Raw genomic sequence first — 16,553 nt, forward strand, 5'->3', positions numbered from 1 at the left:
AAAAGCTGAAATCACTTTTAAATGATTTCAGCTTTTTTATGCTATTCCTATTTTTAGAATTTATAATTTGATAAAATTGGAATTTAAAGTTGGCTTTAGGAATATTTTTTTATTTTTCAGACAATTGTGTTAATAACTTAGGTCTTTAAATAGTATTTTTAGGAGGTATATAAATTGCGTTTTTATATATTTGCGTGTTAGACAATTATTACATTTTTTAGAATAAATTATATGAGCGAAGAAATCAAGAAGAACAATTATTCAGCAGATAGTATTCAGGCACTAGAAGGAATGGAGCACGTGAGAATGCGTCCATCGATGTATATTGGAGATGTAGGGGTTCGAGGGCTGCACCATTTGGTATATGAAGTTGTGGATAACTCTATTGATGAGGCGATGGGAGGACATTGTGATACTATTGGTGTTGCAATTAACGAAGACGGTTCGGTTACAGTTGAAGACAACGGTCGTGGTATTCCGGTTGATTTACATAAAAAAGAAGGGGTTTCTGCACTTGAGGTTGTAATGACAAAAATTGGTGCCGGTGGTAAATTCGATAAAGATTCTTATAAAGTTTCGGGAGGTTTGCACGGAGTTGGGGTTTCGGTCGTAAATGCCCTTTCTGTTCACATGAAATCTACTGTTTTTAGAGACGGAAAAATATACGAACAAGAGTATGAAAGAGGTAAATCTTTATATCCGGTTAAACAAATTGGAGAAACTGATAAAAGAGGTACACGTCAGACTTTTTACCCAGACAATACTATTTTTACCCAGACAACAGAATTTTCTTATGATACCCTGTCTGCTCGTATGCGGGAGCTTTCTTTTTTGAATAAAGGAATCACAATAACTTTTACAGATAAAAGAGAAGTTGATGAAAAAGGAGAGTTTAAAAGCGAAGTTTTTCATTCTACAGAAGGACTTAAAGAATATATCAGATATTTAGATGGCAATCGGGAACCGATTATTTCTCACGTAATCAGTATGGATCATGATAAGGGTGAAATTCCGGTTGAGGTAGCCTTGATTTACAATACAAGTTATACAGAGAATATTTTCTCTTACGTGAATAATATCAATACACACGAAGGAGGTACGCATTTACAGGGTTTTAGAAGTGGTTTGACAAGAACACTTAAAAAATATGCAGATTCATCCGGAATGCTCGATAAATTGAAATTCGAAATTGCAGGTGATGACTTCCGTGAAGGATTAACAGCTATTATTTCAGTAAAAGTTGCAGAGCCTCAATTTGAAGGACAGACAAAAACAAAATTGGGAAACAGAGAAGTAGTTTCACCAGTTTCTCAGGCTGTAGGTGAGATGCTGGAAAATTATCTGGAAGAAAATCCAAATGATGCAAGGGTAATTATCCAGAAAGTAATTTTGGCTGCCCAAGCTCGTCATGCTGCGAAAAAAGCACGTGAAATGGTGCAGCGTAAAACCGTTATGGGTGGTGGTGGATTGCCAGGAAAACTATCAGATTGTTCTGAACAGGACCCGGCAAGATGTGAGGTTTACCTTGTCGAGGGAGATTCGGCGGGTGGGACTGCGAAGCAAGGCCGTGACCGTGCATTTCAGGCGATTTTGCCCTTACGAGGTAAAATTTTGAATGTTGAAAAAGCAATGCATCATAAAGTATTCGAAAACGAAGAAATTCGAAATATTTTTACGGCACTTGGCGTTACAGTCGGGACAGAAGAAGATAGTAAAGCATTGAATCTTTCAAAACTCCGTTACCATAAAGTAATCATAATGTGTGATGCGGATGTCGATGGTAGTCATATTTCTACCTTAATATTAACATTCTTCTTCCGTTTCATGAAAGAATTGATTGAGGAAGGTCACGTTTATATTGCAGCACCACCTTTATATTTAGTTAAAAAAGGAAACAAAAAAGAATATGCGTGGAATGATGTTCAGCGCGATCAGGCGAACGAAAGAATGGGAGGAAGTGCAGCAATTCAGCGTTACAAAGGTCTTGGGGAAATGAACGCAGAGCAACTGTGGGAAACTACAATGGATCCGAATTTTAGAACTCTGCGTCAGGTAAATATTGATAGTCTGGCTGAAGCAGATCAGGTTTTTTCAATGTTAATGGGAGATGAAGTACCACCGCGTAGAGAGTTTATCGAGAAAAATGCTGTTTATGCAAATATCGACGCCTAATAAAATTTAACCGTCAATTCGTTTAATTGTTTAAATTTACCCAAACGATTAAACGAATTGTTGATATATCAATAAATTAACTAATAACCAATAAAGTATAAAATATGAAAGTTACCATTGTAGGAGCAGGAAATGTTGGAGCCACTTGTGCGGATGTTATTTCTTATAGAGGAATAGCCAGCGAAGTAGTATTGTTGGATATTAAAGAAGGTTTTGCTGAAGGTAAGGCGTTGGATATTATGCAATGTGCGACAAACACAGGTTTTAATACTCATGTGTCAGGTGTTACAAACGATTACTCCAAAACCGCAGGAAGTGATGTAGTAGTAATTACATCAGGAATTCCAAGAAAACCGGGAATGACTCGTGAAGAATTAATTGGTATCAATGCAGGGATTGTAAAAACAGTTACTGAGAATGTATTGAAATATTCGCCTGATACCATTATTGTTATGGTTTCTAATCCAATGGATACTATGACATATCTGGCTTTAAAATCTACAGGATTGCCTAAAAACCGAATAATAGGTATGGGAGGAGCATTAGACAGTTCCAGATTTAGAACCTACCTTTCCTTAGCTTTAGATAAACCTGCAAATGATATTTCAGCAATGGTAATTGGCGGTCATGGTGATACAACGATGATTCCGTTAACACGTTTGGCCTCTTACAATGGTATACCTGTAACGGAATTCCTTTCAGAAGAAGTATTGCAAAAAGTAGCAGCCGATACAATGGTTGGAGGAGCCACTCTTACAGGTCTTTTGGGAACATCAGCCTGGTATGCTCCCGGAGCTTCTGTTGCATTTCTGGTAGATAGTATTTTGAATGATCAGAAAAAAATGATAGCCTGTTCTGTTTATGTGGATGGAGAATACGGACAAAAAGATATATGTATAGGTGTGCCATGCATAATTGGAAAAAACGGAGTTGAACAAATTTTAGAGATTCATTTAAATGAAGAAGAAAAAGCGTTGTTTGCTAAAAGTGCAGATGCTGTTAGAGGGATGAATGATGCTCTGAAATCGATTTTAGTATAGAAAATATCGTAAAAAAAGAAAAAGGCTGCACTTTTGCAGTCTTTTTTTTGAGATTAATTAATAAATAAATTGGTTAATCTTTTCGAGAATTATATATTTGCTCGGTTTAAAAAAAATCTGGTAATTCGTGATTTCGTTTTTTCGTTTTTAAAAATCATGTCAGGGCTTATTTTATGGGACTTTAAAACAAAATGAACAATAAAACATAATTAATTTTTAGTAATAATGCAGAATAAAGGACTTATTAAATTTTTCGCAATTCTATTTGCATTGGTAAGTATTTACCAACTTTCGTTCACTTATGTGGCAAATAATGTCAAAAGTGAGGCTAAAGCTTTTGCAGGAGGTAATCCTGATAAAGAATTAAAATATTTGGATTCTATTGGTAAACTAAAAGTTTTTGATCTTGGCTTTACGGATTTTACCTACAATGAGGTGAAAAATAAACAATTGAATAAAGGTCTTGACTTAGAAGGAGGAATAAACGTTATCCTTCAAATTTCTATTAAAGATGTTTTGAAAGGATTGGCTAACAATTCTAAAAATCCTGTATTTAATAAATCATTAGCTGATGCAAGTGCAAATTTAGAAGGAAACAAAACTTATTTAAATAAGTTTTTCGAAGCTTTTGATGCGAATTCTAATGGAACTGTAAGATTGGCTTCTCCGGATATTTTTGCAAACAGAAGTTTACAAGGAGAGGGTGGGATCGATTTTCAAATGTCTGATCCACAAGCTCAAAAAGTAATTAAAAGAAAAGTTGATGAGTCTGTTGAAAGTGCTTTTAAAGTATTAAGAGAGCGTATTGACAAATTTGGTGTTACTCAGCCAAATGTTCAAAAATTAGGTGAAACAGGAAGAATCTTAGTAGAACTTCCGGGTGCTAAAGATGTAGACAGAATCAAAAAATTATTAGGCGGAAAAGCTCAGTTAGAGTTTTGGGAAACTTATAAAATGGATGAAATTGGAAACTTTTTAGTTGCAAGTAACGAAGCTTTAAAAAAGACTGAAATCAAAAAAACAGAAACAAAAGCTGTTGCGAAGGATTCATTGAATGCTTTATTAACTGATGCTAAAGATTCAGTTGATACTAAAAAAGGAAATAATCCATTATTCGACAAAATGATTGTTCAGGGTGGCGGACCTGTTTTAGGTTATTTTGCACCAAAAGATACTGCAGTTGTTAACGAGTATTTTAAAAGACCTGAAATCAGAATTTTATTGGCTGCAGACCAGCATAATGCAAAATTTGTATGGAGCAAGCCAACTACTACAAAAGATGCGAAAGGAAAAGATATTGAAGCTGTTGAATTATATGCTTTAAAAGGAAACAGAGATAATGCTCCTGCTATGAGCGGTGGTGTTGTTACAGATGCAAAAGATACTTTTGACCAATTAGGAAAACCAGCTGTTTCTATGCAAATGAACAGTCAGGGTGCCAAAATTTGGGAAGAATTGACAGGTAGGGCTTTTTCTCAAAAAAGTTATATCGCTATTGTTTTGGATAATGTAGTTTATTCTGCTCCAGGGGTGACAAGCGGTCCTATTGCCGGAGGAAGATCAGAGATTACTGGATCTTTCGATGTAGCTGAAACCAAAGATTTAGCAAATGTATTAAATGCAGGTAAATTACCGGCTTCTGCAGATATTATTCAGTCTACTGTTGTAGGTCCCTCTTTAGGTCAGGCTGCAATTGATGCGGGAACAATTTCTTCTATATTAGGCTTTTTATTAGTTTGCGGATGGATGGTATTTTATTATGGTAAAGCAGGTTGGTATGCTAACCTTGCGTTATTATTAAACTTACTTTTCCTTTTCGGAATTATGGCAAGTTTTGGTTTTGTATTAACATTGCCAGGTATTGCAGGTATTGTACTTACATTAGGTACTGCGGTAGATGCGAACATCATTATATTTGAAAGAGCAAAAGAAGAATTGCGTGAAGGTAAGTCATTATCCGAAGCCGTAGCAGCATCTTACGGATGGCATGGTGCAATGCGTTCTATTATTGATGCAAACGTTACCCACGTATTGACCGGAGCAATCTTGTTTATATTTGGAACAGGACCAATTAAAGGTTTTGCTTTAACATTACTTATTGGTATTGTAACGTCATTGTTTACATCAATCTTTATTGCAAGAATTTTTATTGACAGAAACATTGCTGGAAAAGGTGATTTAACTTTCTCTACAAATATTACTAAAAACTGGTTTACTAATTTCCACTTTGACTTTATCAAAATTAAAAAATTCACTTATATCTTCTCTTCAATTGTAGTGGTTGTAAGTTTAATTTCTATCTTCTTCGTGAATGGTTTAGATGAAGGTGTTGATTTTGTAGGAGGAAGAACCTTTCAGGTGAAATTTGAAAAACCAGTAGACGCTACAGTTGTTTCAGATGAATTATCAGCTGTTTTTGGAACTCCTGTTGAAGCTAAGATTTTAGGGGATGATGATCAGTTGAAAATCACGACTAAATATAAAATCAAAGAAGACGGAGTTGCTGTTGATGAGGAAGTGAATCAAAAATTATACAATGCATTATCGAAGTATTTCCCTAATTTGTCTTATGATAAATTCACAAACACTTTTGATGGTAAGACAGTTGGGGTTTTACAAGCTTCTAAAGTTGGAGCTTCTATATCAGAAGATATTAAAACAAATTCATATTGGGCTGTTTTAGGCGCAATGGCTGTTATTTTCTTATACTTAATGATCTCTTTCCGTAAATGGCAATATTCATTAGGAGCGATTGCTGCTGTAGCACATGACGTAATCTTTGTGTTAGGAATCTACTCTTTATGTTATAAATTCATGCCTTTCCATATGGAAATGGATCAGCACTTTATCGCTGCGATCCTTACCGTTATAGGATATTCTATGAATGATACTGTAATCGTATTTGACAGAATTAGAGAGTTTATTCTAGGAAACCGTAAAGGAAGTTTTGAAGATATTGTAAATGCATCTATTAATACTACATTATCAAGAACATTGAATACGTCATTAATGATGATTATTGTATTGTTAACGATGTTTATTTTTGGTGGAGAATCCATCAGAGGATTTATCTTCGCAATGTTGGTAGGTATTATAGTGGGAACTTATTCTTCATTATTTATAGCTACGCCAGTATTGGTTGATACAATTTCTAAAGATGATAAACATATTATCGAAGAAAAGCACAAACAAGCATAATCCAAGCAAGGTTTATACATACAGAAAGATCCAACGAAAGTTGGGTCTTTTTTTTTGGAATTTTAGATGGTTTTAAGATTTTAGAATTTTATAAAAAAGAAAAAATATATTATTCCTTAGCAGCATAAAAATCTTTAGGACGACTCTAAGTTATTTGTAGAGTTTGTATAATTATATCATTTCTACCATGAAGGTGAAGCTAAAAAAGGAATCCTTATGATGGAAAATTCAGTCAGAAAAGAACCAATACCCGAGGCAAATGTCGTTTTGGCAGATTCCATATTCAGGGCAGAAAAACTTCTTAAAAACGGAACAATTGTTAGTATTGAATAATGGTATTGAACCTTTTCGCTTTGAGCCCAAAGAAAATCTATTCCGATTTTATATTCAGACTAAACAAAAGGAGAAAAGTATAAAAATAGCCAGGGAAATAATTAATCTGCCTGTAAAAATTAAATCAAATAAAATCGATATTTGTAAAACAGAGGCTGAAAAATATTTGAAAAATAATCGATAATTTACAGATTTAGAAAGCTCTGATTCCTGAAAAAGCAATAGATTTTAGGGGTATCTTTTACATTGATTTTTAATATCATTGCTTCTACTTTTAATATTTATACGTATTAAAATTTGCTTACTATGATATATTTAGAAACTCTAAACGATGCTGAAAAACAGAGCTTTCCGAAAAATAAAACCATGAAAATTATCAATAATTTTCATGGTTTTTTATCAACTATATTTAACTGAAATTCTTTGAGAATACAATGTTTGATTAAATTATCATCAAAATAGAGAAATATAACAAATCATTTTACTTTTTGGACAGCTTCTATTTTTTAGATATTTGAACTAAATACCTAAGAAGTTGCTAAAGGATTTCTATGAGCTCTAATAATAAAGAAAAGACCAATAATTATAAATGGAATACTCAGCCATTGTCCTGTCGAGAAGTATCCTAATTCGTTTTCAAAACCTCCCTGACTTTCTTTTACAAATTCTACAATAAAACGCACAACAAATAAGAGTACTAAAAATAACCCAAATAAATAGCCAGATTTAAGCCTTGCATTCGTTTTCCAATACAGGAAAAATAAGATGGCAAATACAAAAATGTAGCAAAATGCTTCGTACAATTGCGTTGGATGTTTGGCAGGTACCTGAGCTAATAAGTCCGCAAATTTAGGATCGTGTACAATTGCATTATAAGCCTCTTTGGGATTGCCAATCTGAGTGGCATTTACAACCTCATTTTTACTGAACTGGTCGTGTAAAAAGCGAATTCCAAATGCAGAAGTTGTTTCGTTTCCGATAATTTCAGAATTCATGAAGTTTCCTAACCTGACAAAAATAGCGCCACTGGCAACCGGAATAACTACACGGTCTAAAATCCATAATAGCGGACGTTTTAATATCATTTTGCTGTAATAATACATAGCAATAATAATGGCTATGGCAGCTCCATGGCTTGCTAATCCCTGAAATCCTGTAAATTCAAATTTTGGCTCAAATCTAAAGGGCAGGAAGATTTCAAGTAAATGATTTCTAAAATATTCCCAATCATAGAATAAAACATGACCTAAACGTGCACCAATTAAAGTAGCCAAAACGGTCCATACAAATAGCGAATCTAATTTGTCGATTGATTCGTTTTCGCGTTCGAAAATCTTTTTCATAAGGAACCAGCCCAAACCAAAAGCAATTACGAACATTAAGCTGTAATAACGAATCATAAAAAAACCTAAATCGATTCCTTCTGAAGGATTCCAAACGATATTTAAAGCGTGTGTCATGTAGTATTATGTTTTTTAGATATGAGTAAAAATAAATATTTAAAACAGATTGAGTCTTTATTTAAAGTTAATGTTTGTGTGAACATTTTTTTTCAGGCACAGGATCGTAGCCGGTTCTTCCCCATGGATGACAACTTAGGATTCTTTTTAATCCAAGGTAACCGCCATGAAATAACCCATGTTTCTGCAGTGCTTCAATCATATAGCTTGAACATGTTGGTTCGAACCTGCAGGAAGCTGGTGTAAATGGCGATACTGCATTTTGATAAAATCGGACTAATAAAACAAATGGAGTGATGACTTTCATGGTTTATTAGGGATAATTTGATTATATCGAAAAAGTAGTGCCTTCTTTTCCATCTTTCAATTGAATGCCTAAAGCAATCAACTGATCACGAATCTGATCAGACAGTGCAAAGTTTTTATCAGCTCTTGCCTGATTTCTCATCCCGATAAGCATATTTACGACACCCTCTAATTTATCATTATTGCTATCAGTAACTTTTTCATCGCTTAAACCTAAAACATCAAAAACAAAAGCATTAACCGCATTTGTAAAAGTTTTTAGATCTTCGGCCGAAATGGTTTCCTTTGCTTCTTTCAGTAAATTGATATAACGTACTGCTTCAAATAATTGAGCAATTAAAATTGGCGTATTAAAATCGTCGTTCATGGCATCGTAGCACAATTGTTTCCATGATGCAATGTCTATAGAACTTGAAGTACTTGTTGAAATAGCTGGCAGTGAATCAACAGCTTCCATTAATCTTTTGTATCCTTTTTCTGCAGCTACAATAGCATCGTCAGAAAAATCCAGAATACTGCGGTAATGTGCCTGTAACATAAAAAATCTCGTTACAGAGGCTGAAAAAGCTTTACTTAAAATATTGTTATCTCCACTTAAAATTTCGCCCGGTAAAATATTATTCCCGGTTGATTTTGCCATTTTCTTTCCATTTAAAGTCAGCATATTGGCATGCATCCAGTAATTTACCGGAGATTGACCCGTACAAGCTTCGTTTTGGGCAATTTCACATTCGTGATGTGGGAATTTTAAATCCATTCCACCTCCGTGAATGTCAAAATGATTGCCAAGATATTTGGTGCTCATGGCAGTGCATTCAAGATGCCAGCCCGGAAAACCATCACTCCAGGGTGAAGGCCATCTCATAATATGTTCTGGTTCTGCTTTTTTCCAAAGGGCAAAATCCTGTGGATTCCTTTTGTCAGACTGTCCATCCAGATCACGGGTATTGGCTAACATGTCGTCTATATTTCGACCACTTAAAATCCCGTAATTATTGGTTTCATTGTATTTCACGACATCAAAATAAACAGATCCGTTGGCAACATAACCAATTCCGGTTGCAATAATTTTCTTGATGATTTCGATTTGTTCAATAATATGACCGGTTGCAGTTGGTTCAATACTTGGTGGCAAAAAGTTGAAAGCTTTTAGGATGTCATGAAAATCTACGGTATAGCGCTGAACAACTTCCATTGGTTCTAATTGTTCCAAACGTGCTTTTTTGGCAATTTTATCTTCACCTTCATCAACGTCATCTACAATATGCCCAACATCCGTAATATTGCGAACATAACGCACTTTGTAATCAAGATGTAAAAAATACCTGAATATGACGTCAAAGGACATAAAAGTTCTCACATTTCCTAAGTGTACATTACTGTAAACTGTAGGGCCGCAAACATACATTCCAACATTTCCTTCATGGATAGGTTTGAAATTTTCTTTTTCCCCCGTAAGCGAGTTGTATATCTTTAGATGTTGATTAGTGTATAAAGGCATGTTCTTTTTACTGTTTAATCGTTTAATTGTTGATTTGTTTAAACGTTAATCGTAATTAAGAACTACAAGGAAGCGATTAAACAAATTAACGATTAAACTAAAATTGAGTGTCTAATTTAATATAATCAAGAAATTCTCTTTTGGTTTGTGGATCTTTAAATTTTCCACCAAATTCAGACGTAACCGTACTGCTTTCGATATCCTTAATTCCTCTTGAATTTACGCAAAGGTGCTTCGCATCGATAACACAGGCAACATCTTCAGTGCCTAAAGCTTTTTGAAGCTCCTGAACAATTTGCATGGTTAAGCGTTCCTGAACCTGAGGTCTTTTAGCATAATATTCTACGATACGGTTCATTTTTGATAAACCGATCACTCTTCCGTTTGAAATATATGCTACATGAGCACGACCGATGATTGGCAGTAAGTGGTGTTCGCAGGTAGAATAAACAGTGATGTTTTTTTCAACGAGCATTTCACCGTATTTATAATTATTGTCAAAAGTAGAAGCTTTTGGCTGTTTTGCAGGATTAAGGCCTCCAAAAATTTCTTTTACAAACATCTTCGCAACCCGGTTAGGAGTTCCTTTTATGCTGTCATCTGTTAAATCCATTCCAAGAGTCTGTAGAATGTTTTCAACATCTTTTTTTATTTTTTCTATTTTTTCTTCATCGCTTAAGGTAAATGCGTCTTCTCTTAAAGGGTTTTTTGCATTACTGCTGAAATGATTGTCACCTATTTCGTCTAAAAAATCTTCGTTATTTATCATTAAAAACTACTATTATAATGGGTATATCTTTTTAAGTTGGTAAAGATAATTAATAAATAGGAAACCTTTTCTATCGTTTTTACTATTTAATTATTCCTTTTTGGATATGATTTAAATTAAAATCAAATATTCGTTTATTAAAAATACAAAAGACAACAACTTAGGGAGTTATTGCCTTTTTAAGATTGTATTTTGTACTTTATTATTTTTTATTGTAAACCAAGAGTGCTTCTTTTAGTATATTGACTGCTGTAATCAAATCCTGTTTATTTAAAACATAGGCAATTCGTACCTGATTTAGTCCCATTCCGGGGGTCGAATAAAAACCGGCAGCTGGTGCTACCATTACAGTTTCACCGTTCAGGTCGTAACTTTCCAGAAGCCATTGTGCAAAATCTTCAGAATTTTCTATTGGCAATTGTGCAATACAATAAAAAGCGCCTTTAGGTTTGGTTACGATTACACCGCCAATTTTATTTAATTCAGTAATCAAAGTATCACGTCGGCTTTTGTATTCTGAAATTACTTCATCAAAATAGCTTTGAGGTGTATCTATTGCGGCTTCACAAGCGATTTGCTCAATTGTTGGCGGACTCAGACGTGCCTGGGCAAATTTCATTACCGTTGCCAAAACTTGTTTGTTTTTTGTGACCAGACAGCCAATTCTTGCGCCGCACATGCTGTAACGTTTGGAAACAGAATCGACCATGATTACGTTTTGTTGTACGTCTTCTAAATTCATTACAGAAAAATGTTCATCGTCTCCATCGTATAAAAACTCACGATAAACTTCATCTGCAATTAAATACAAATCATGCTTTTTTATTAAACCAGCCAATTGTTTAATTTCTGCTTCAGAATATAAATAGCCAGTTGGATTTCCGGGATTGCAAATCAGAATGGCTTTTGTTTTAGGCGTAATTAATTTTTCAACTTCGTCAATATTTGGCAAAGCAAAAGCAGTTTCAATTGTAGAAACAAGAGGTATTACAGTTGCGCTTGTTGATGATGCAAATGCATGGTAATTTGCATAAAAAGGTTCCGGAATAATGATTTCATCTCCAGGATCTGTAATTGTGGCCAGTGCAAAAAGTAAGGCTTCAGAGCCACCAGTTGTTACAATGATGTCTTCTGTGTTAACGTTTACATTTTGGCGCTGGTAAAAATGAGCTAATTTTTTTCTATAGCTTTCATATCCGGCAGACGGACTGTATTCTATAAGAGTTAAATCAATATTTTTTACCGCCTCGATGGCCACTTCCGGTGTTTTGATATCCGGTTGACCAATGTTTAAGTGATACACTTTATGTCCTTTTTTCTTTGCTAAATCTGCAAAAGGAGCCAGCTTGCGTATCGGTGATTCGGGCATGTTTCTGCCCTTGTGTGAAATTGTTGGCATGAGTATAAATTATTGAAGTGCAAATTTGCATTTTTTTTTCCAATTTAACGCCAACAATACAAGTACTTATAAAAATGTAACAATAATCAATATTTTTAGTAATTTTATAATAAAAAATTGTCAATGAAAAAATATATCCTGTTGTTTTTTGGACTTTTGGCACCTTTTGCACTAAAAGCTCAGGATGATTTTTTAATTGAAAAGAATAAAAATAGAGTGGTAATCCCCTTTAAGCTAATTAACAACTTAGTTTTTATCCCAATAAAAGTGAACGGTATAGAGCTGAATTTCTTGTTAGATTCGGGTGTTGATGAAACCATTTTATTTAGCATGGAGGATAAGAAAGAGGTGAGTTTTAAAAATGTCCAAAAAATTAAACTTCGGGGATTAGGAAGCGAAGAGGAAATAGAGGGTTTAAAATCAACAAATAATATTCTTGAAACGCATGGTTTAAAATCTGTAAATCATTTGGTTTTTATCATTTTAGATCAGGGATTCAATCTATCCTCACATATTGGAATTCCGGTCAACGGAATAATTGGGTACAAATTTTTTAATAATAATATTGTAGAAATCAACTACCAGAAGAAAATAATTTTTGTCCATCACAATAATAAAAAATTAAGGGATGATTTAGGTAAGAAATTTAAATCAATACCGATTTCTATTGAAAGATCAAAACCATATGTGATGGCATCAGCAATAGTAAAAGATGAAAACATTCCGGCGAAATTGCTTGTGGATATTGGTAACAGTGATTCATTTTGGGTTTTTGAAAACAACAAAATAAAATTACCGAAAAAGAATTTTCCTGATTTTCTAGGAAAAGGATTCAGCGGAGATATTGAAGGACACAGGGCAAAAATTTCCAGTTTTTCAATTGCTGATTTTAAATTTCAAAATCCAATTGTTTCATTTCCTGATTCAAGTTCCATAAAGAACGTAAAAATGGTTGCTAACAGAATAGGGTCTGTTGGAGGTGAAGTTTTAAAAAGATTTACAATTGTTATGGATTATGCGGATAAAAAAATGTATTTGAAAAAGAACAGCAAATTCAATGAATCGTTCAGTTATAATAAAAGCGGAATTACAATTCAGCATAATGGCCTGCAGTGGGTGCAGGAAACTGTACATTTAGAGACAGTGCGTTTAAATGCCTCAAACGAAGAAAATTTTAACGATAAAAACAACAATGATTTCAGATATAAATTTCAATTAAAACCCATTTATGAAATTGTAAACGTACGTAAGAAATCAGCGGCAGAGAAAAGTGGTCTTCAAAAAGGAGATGTTATTATTAGTATTAACAACAATAAGCCTTATAGATATACTTTACAGCAAATTAACAATCTGTTAAAATCTGATGATGATATCTGGATTAATTTAGAAGTTGAACGTAATACGGTATTGTTAAAATTCCGTTTTCGATTAGAAGATGAATTATGATTTTTTTCATATTTATCTTGTGTTGTACTGACAATTAGATGGTTATGTTCTTTTTTTTCTAATTAAATAAGCTAAATAAGAACAGTGATATGACAGATAAATCAAATAATTTAAGTATTTTTAACAAAAATTTAATGACGGTTTATTGTGAAAAAATATTTTTCTCTAATTTCGTGTCTTCTTATTTTTATTTTACCACCAACTAAAAGTTTTGCTCAATGTGGGGGTATGGACTCTTCTACTCCTTTTGAAGTTTGTGATATATCCAATGTTAATAGTCAGGCAATAGATTTGTTCCCTTTATTAGGAGTTACTGCAGTTGCTGGCGGTACATGGTCCGATGATGATAATTCTGGAGGTTTAAATGAAATTACCGGCGTCTTAAATGCACAGGTAATTCCAGTTAGTGGGACATATCACTATACGTATACGGTGACTGGTGTTAATGGCTGTGCAGATCATTCTGCAACTGTCGAAGTTATTATTGGGGGATATGCAGGGGTTGCAGAAAAAGCATCAGCATGTAGCGATGACCGTTCATTTAATCTTTTTCAGATATTTAATGCTACTACTTATTTGAGGCCACAATCTGGAGGGAAATGGTATAATGATAAGGGCATTCCTGTAAAAAGTGTCATTGATGCAGAAATTTTAGGCCTAGGTAATCATCAATTTACATATTCTATTCCAGCCATCGGTAGTTGTCCGGAAGTTTCTTCAACAGGATTTGTAACTGTTTTTAAATCTCCGGAGCCAGGAAAGCCTTCGCAATTAATAGTATGTGAAGACAGCGATTTTTCAATATATTCTAATCTGGATTTGAATGACTATTTAGAGGGAGAAGATAGTGGAGGTACATGGACGGATAATAGTGGTACAGGCCAAATTAACTTTATAAAAGATCATAATATAGATGTTCAGTATATCTTTAATAATTATGGTATAGGAACTTATAATTTTACTTATACTGTTTTGCCTACAAGTCCGGTATGTACAATAGAAACAGCTGTTGTAAAAATTAAGATTGAAAAGAAATACGATTTCACTGGTGCAACTTTAGAAGTCAGAAAGGATATTTGCGAATCTGATATTCAGACAGCAACTTATTCGGCACTACTAACTCAGGGAATTCACAATATTCCCAATGGACAGTATTTTGTTACTTATAATGTTTCCGGACCAAATGGTGAAACAAAAATAATTCAGAGTACATTTAATAATGGTGTTTTAAGTTTTCCGCTAAGCAAAAATTATTTTCAGCAGTCAGGGAATTTCACAATTAGGGTTACAAAAATAGAGGCGTTTGGAAGTGAAAGTGGTTGTGTAAACATTATAAATGATATATCTGATATTCTGCATGTTTATAAAATACCTGTTTTAACCGGAGCTGTTTTGACGCTGGAAACAACCTGTCAGAATAAAAGTTCTCAGGGTATAATTTCAAATGCTTTCGGATTAGATGACGGTTTCTATACAATCAGATATAATGTTTCAGGTTCAAATATGGCAACAGCACAAACTGCAACCATAAATGTTTTGGGTGGAAATGCAACTTTCACTATCCCTTCAAATTTAAATTCTAATAGTGGCAATTCAATTATTACAATTACTAATATTACCAATGTCGCTACTCCGTACTGTACTAATGCGGCTAACTTAAGTGGCAATTTAATTATAAATAAACTTCCAGAAGTACCAAATCTGAAAGTTCAGGTTTTGGATGATTGTTTTGATAAACCTTTTACAGCTTCAGTCACCGGTTTAGGTATACTTACGAACGTTACTATTTCATATGTATTATCAGGCAGCAATGTTTCAGTTGTACAGACTGTTACTTTAGCAGTTGTCAATGGAAAAAGTGATTTTGTAATTCCTGCTGTTTTGTTACCAAATACGGGCTCAACTGCAATTTCGATTATTAATCTCGTAAATAATGATACAACTTGTGACATCAATTTAACAACAGTTTCTGATGTATTTGCTATAAATCCTATTCCGGCAGTACCTGTTTCTGTAAACCAGTCTTTTTGTAAGACCAACGCTGTAACTATTGCGAATTTGGTACCAAATGGGGTTCAATATAAATGGTATAATTCGGCAGCACTTACGACACCTTTAACTAATAATTATGTTTTAAAATCTGAGAATTATTGGGTAACGGAAACTTCTGCGGCCGGGTGTACTTCTGCAGCAACCATGATTACAGTTACGGTAAGCAATTTGCCAGCACCGGTTTTAGATACGGACGGGCAAAATTTTTGTGGTTTAGAGAATCCTACTATTTCAGATTTGTCTAATAAAACGAATGCTTCTTCTACGATAGTCTGGTATGATGCGATAAATAATGGTAATTTGCTGGTTTCTGCAACACCCTTGACAGATAATACAATTTACTATGGTTTCGATTTTTCGCCAGTAACAGATTGTTTATCTGAGGATTATTTAGAAGTGAAAGTTTCCCTGAGTCATTGTGAAGAGACTGAATATGAAACATTTTTTATTCCGGATGGTTTTTCGCCCAACGGAGATAATGTAAATGATACTTTTAAAATCCTTAAAATTGATTTTTTGTATCCCAATTATACCCTCGAAATTTATAATCGATACGGAAATGTTATGTTTAAAGGAAATAAAAATAAGTTGGATTGGGATGGGAAAAACTCTGAGGGAAGTATGGGGGATCGAATAGCACCAAACGGAGTCTATTTTTATGTTATTCATTTTAATAAAGATAATAAACCGCCTCAGCAAGGCCGTCTTTATTTAAATAGATAAATCTTCATTTACATTTAATATAATCTAATTGAGTTATGCACTTAATATCTGTTTTATATTTTTTTGATATATCGGTTTTGCATTTACCATTCTTTCTATGGATTTATGAAAAATACTTGTTTTAAATTGAGAACGGTTTATCCTAAAACAAAAC

Annotated in this window: 10 protein-coding genes and 1 pseudogene; 5 read left to right on the forward strand and 6 right to left on the reverse strand. The window is 33.8% G+C overall.

Going from position 1 to position 16,553, the window contains the following annotated elements:
• The first annotated feature begins 231 nt into the window (after positions 1 to 231).
• From gyrB to secDF, 3 genes are all read left to right on the forward strand, one after another.
• Entirely contained in the window at positions 232 to 2,172 is a 1,941-nt protein-coding gene (gyrB, locus tag DMB65_RS19660; RefSeq protein ID WP_110308340.1) for a DNA topoisomerase (ATP-hydrolyzing) subunit B, read from the forward strand.
• Between the two features lie 104 nt (positions 2,173 to 2,276).
• Positions 2,277 to 3,212 (forward strand): malate dehydrogenase, encoded by a 936-nt coding sequence (gene mdh / locus DMB65_RS19665; protein WP_110308341.1) that lies wholly within the window; start codon positions 2,277 to 2,279, stop codon positions 3,210 to 3,212.
• A gap of 225 nt (positions 3,213 to 3,437) precedes the next feature.
• A complete protein-coding gene (secDF, locus tag DMB65_RS19670; RefSeq protein WP_110308342.1) occupies positions 3,438 to 6,410 on the forward strand; it encodes a protein translocase subunit SecDF in 2,973 nt (990 codons plus the stop codon).
• An 860-nt stretch (positions 6,411 to 7,270) separates the two neighbouring features.
• On the opposite strand, the gene lgt is transcribed toward secDF, so the two are convergent.
• From lgt to DMB65_RS19700, 5 genes are all read right to left on the reverse strand, one after another.
• Entirely contained in the window at positions 7,271 to 8,203 is a 933-nt protein-coding gene (gene lgt / locus DMB65_RS19680) for a prolipoprotein diacylglyceryl transferase (protein ID WP_110308344.1), read from the reverse strand.
• Between the two features lie 67 nt (positions 8,204 to 8,270).
• Positions 8,271 to 8,510: a membrane protein insertion efficiency factor YidD gene (gene yidD / locus DMB65_RS19685; protein WP_110308345.1), complete on the reverse strand. Its 240-nt coding sequence runs from the start codon at positions 8,508 to 8,510 to the stop codon at positions 8,271 to 8,273.
• Positions 8,511 to 8,531: 21 nt separating this feature from the next.
• On the reverse strand, positions 8,532 to 10,010 hold the full coding sequence (cysS, locus tag DMB65_RS19690) for a cysteine--tRNA ligase (protein ID WP_110308346.1): 1,479 nt from the start codon (positions 10,008 to 10,010) through the stop codon (positions 8,532 to 8,534).
• A gap of 97 nt (positions 10,011 to 10,107) precedes the next feature.
• A complete protein-coding gene (gene folE, locus DMB65_RS19695; protein WP_110308347.1) occupies positions 10,108 to 10,779 on the reverse strand; it encodes a GTP cyclohydrolase I FolE in 672 nt (223 codons plus the stop codon).
• Positions 10,780 to 10,981: 202 nt separating this feature from the next.
• Positions 10,982 to 12,178, reverse strand: coding sequence for a pyridoxal phosphate-dependent aminotransferase (locus tag DMB65_RS19700; RefSeq protein ID WP_110308348.1), 1,197 nt, complete (start codon positions 12,176 to 12,178; stop codon positions 10,982 to 10,984).
• A gap of 123 nt (positions 12,179 to 12,301) precedes the next feature.
• On the opposite strand from DMB65_RS19700, the gene DMB65_RS19705 reads away from it, so the two are divergent.
• Entirely contained in the window at positions 12,302 to 13,624 is a 1,323-nt protein-coding gene (locus DMB65_RS19705) for a PDZ domain-containing protein (RefSeq protein ID WP_110308349.1), read from the forward strand.
• Between the two features lie 228 nt (positions 13,625 to 13,852).
• Positions 13,853 to 16,399 (forward strand): gliding motility-associated C-terminal domain-containing protein, encoded by a 2,547-nt coding sequence (locus DMB65_RS19710; RefSeq protein WP_110308350.1) that lies wholly within the window; start codon positions 13,853 to 13,855, stop codon positions 16,397 to 16,399.
• A gap of 33 nt (positions 16,400 to 16,432) precedes the next feature.
• On the opposite strand, the pseudogene DMB65_RS19715 reads toward DMB65_RS19710, so the two are convergent.
• Positions 16,433 to 16,553, reverse strand: a pseudogene (locus tag DMB65_RS19715) (IS1595 family transposase); the annotation flags it as partial.

Origin of the sequence: Flavobacterium cheongpyeongense (assembly GCF_003202435.1) — a bacterium.
GTDB lineage: Bacteria > Bacteroidota > Bacteroidia > Flavobacteriales > Flavobacteriaceae > Flavobacterium > Flavobacterium cheongpyeongense.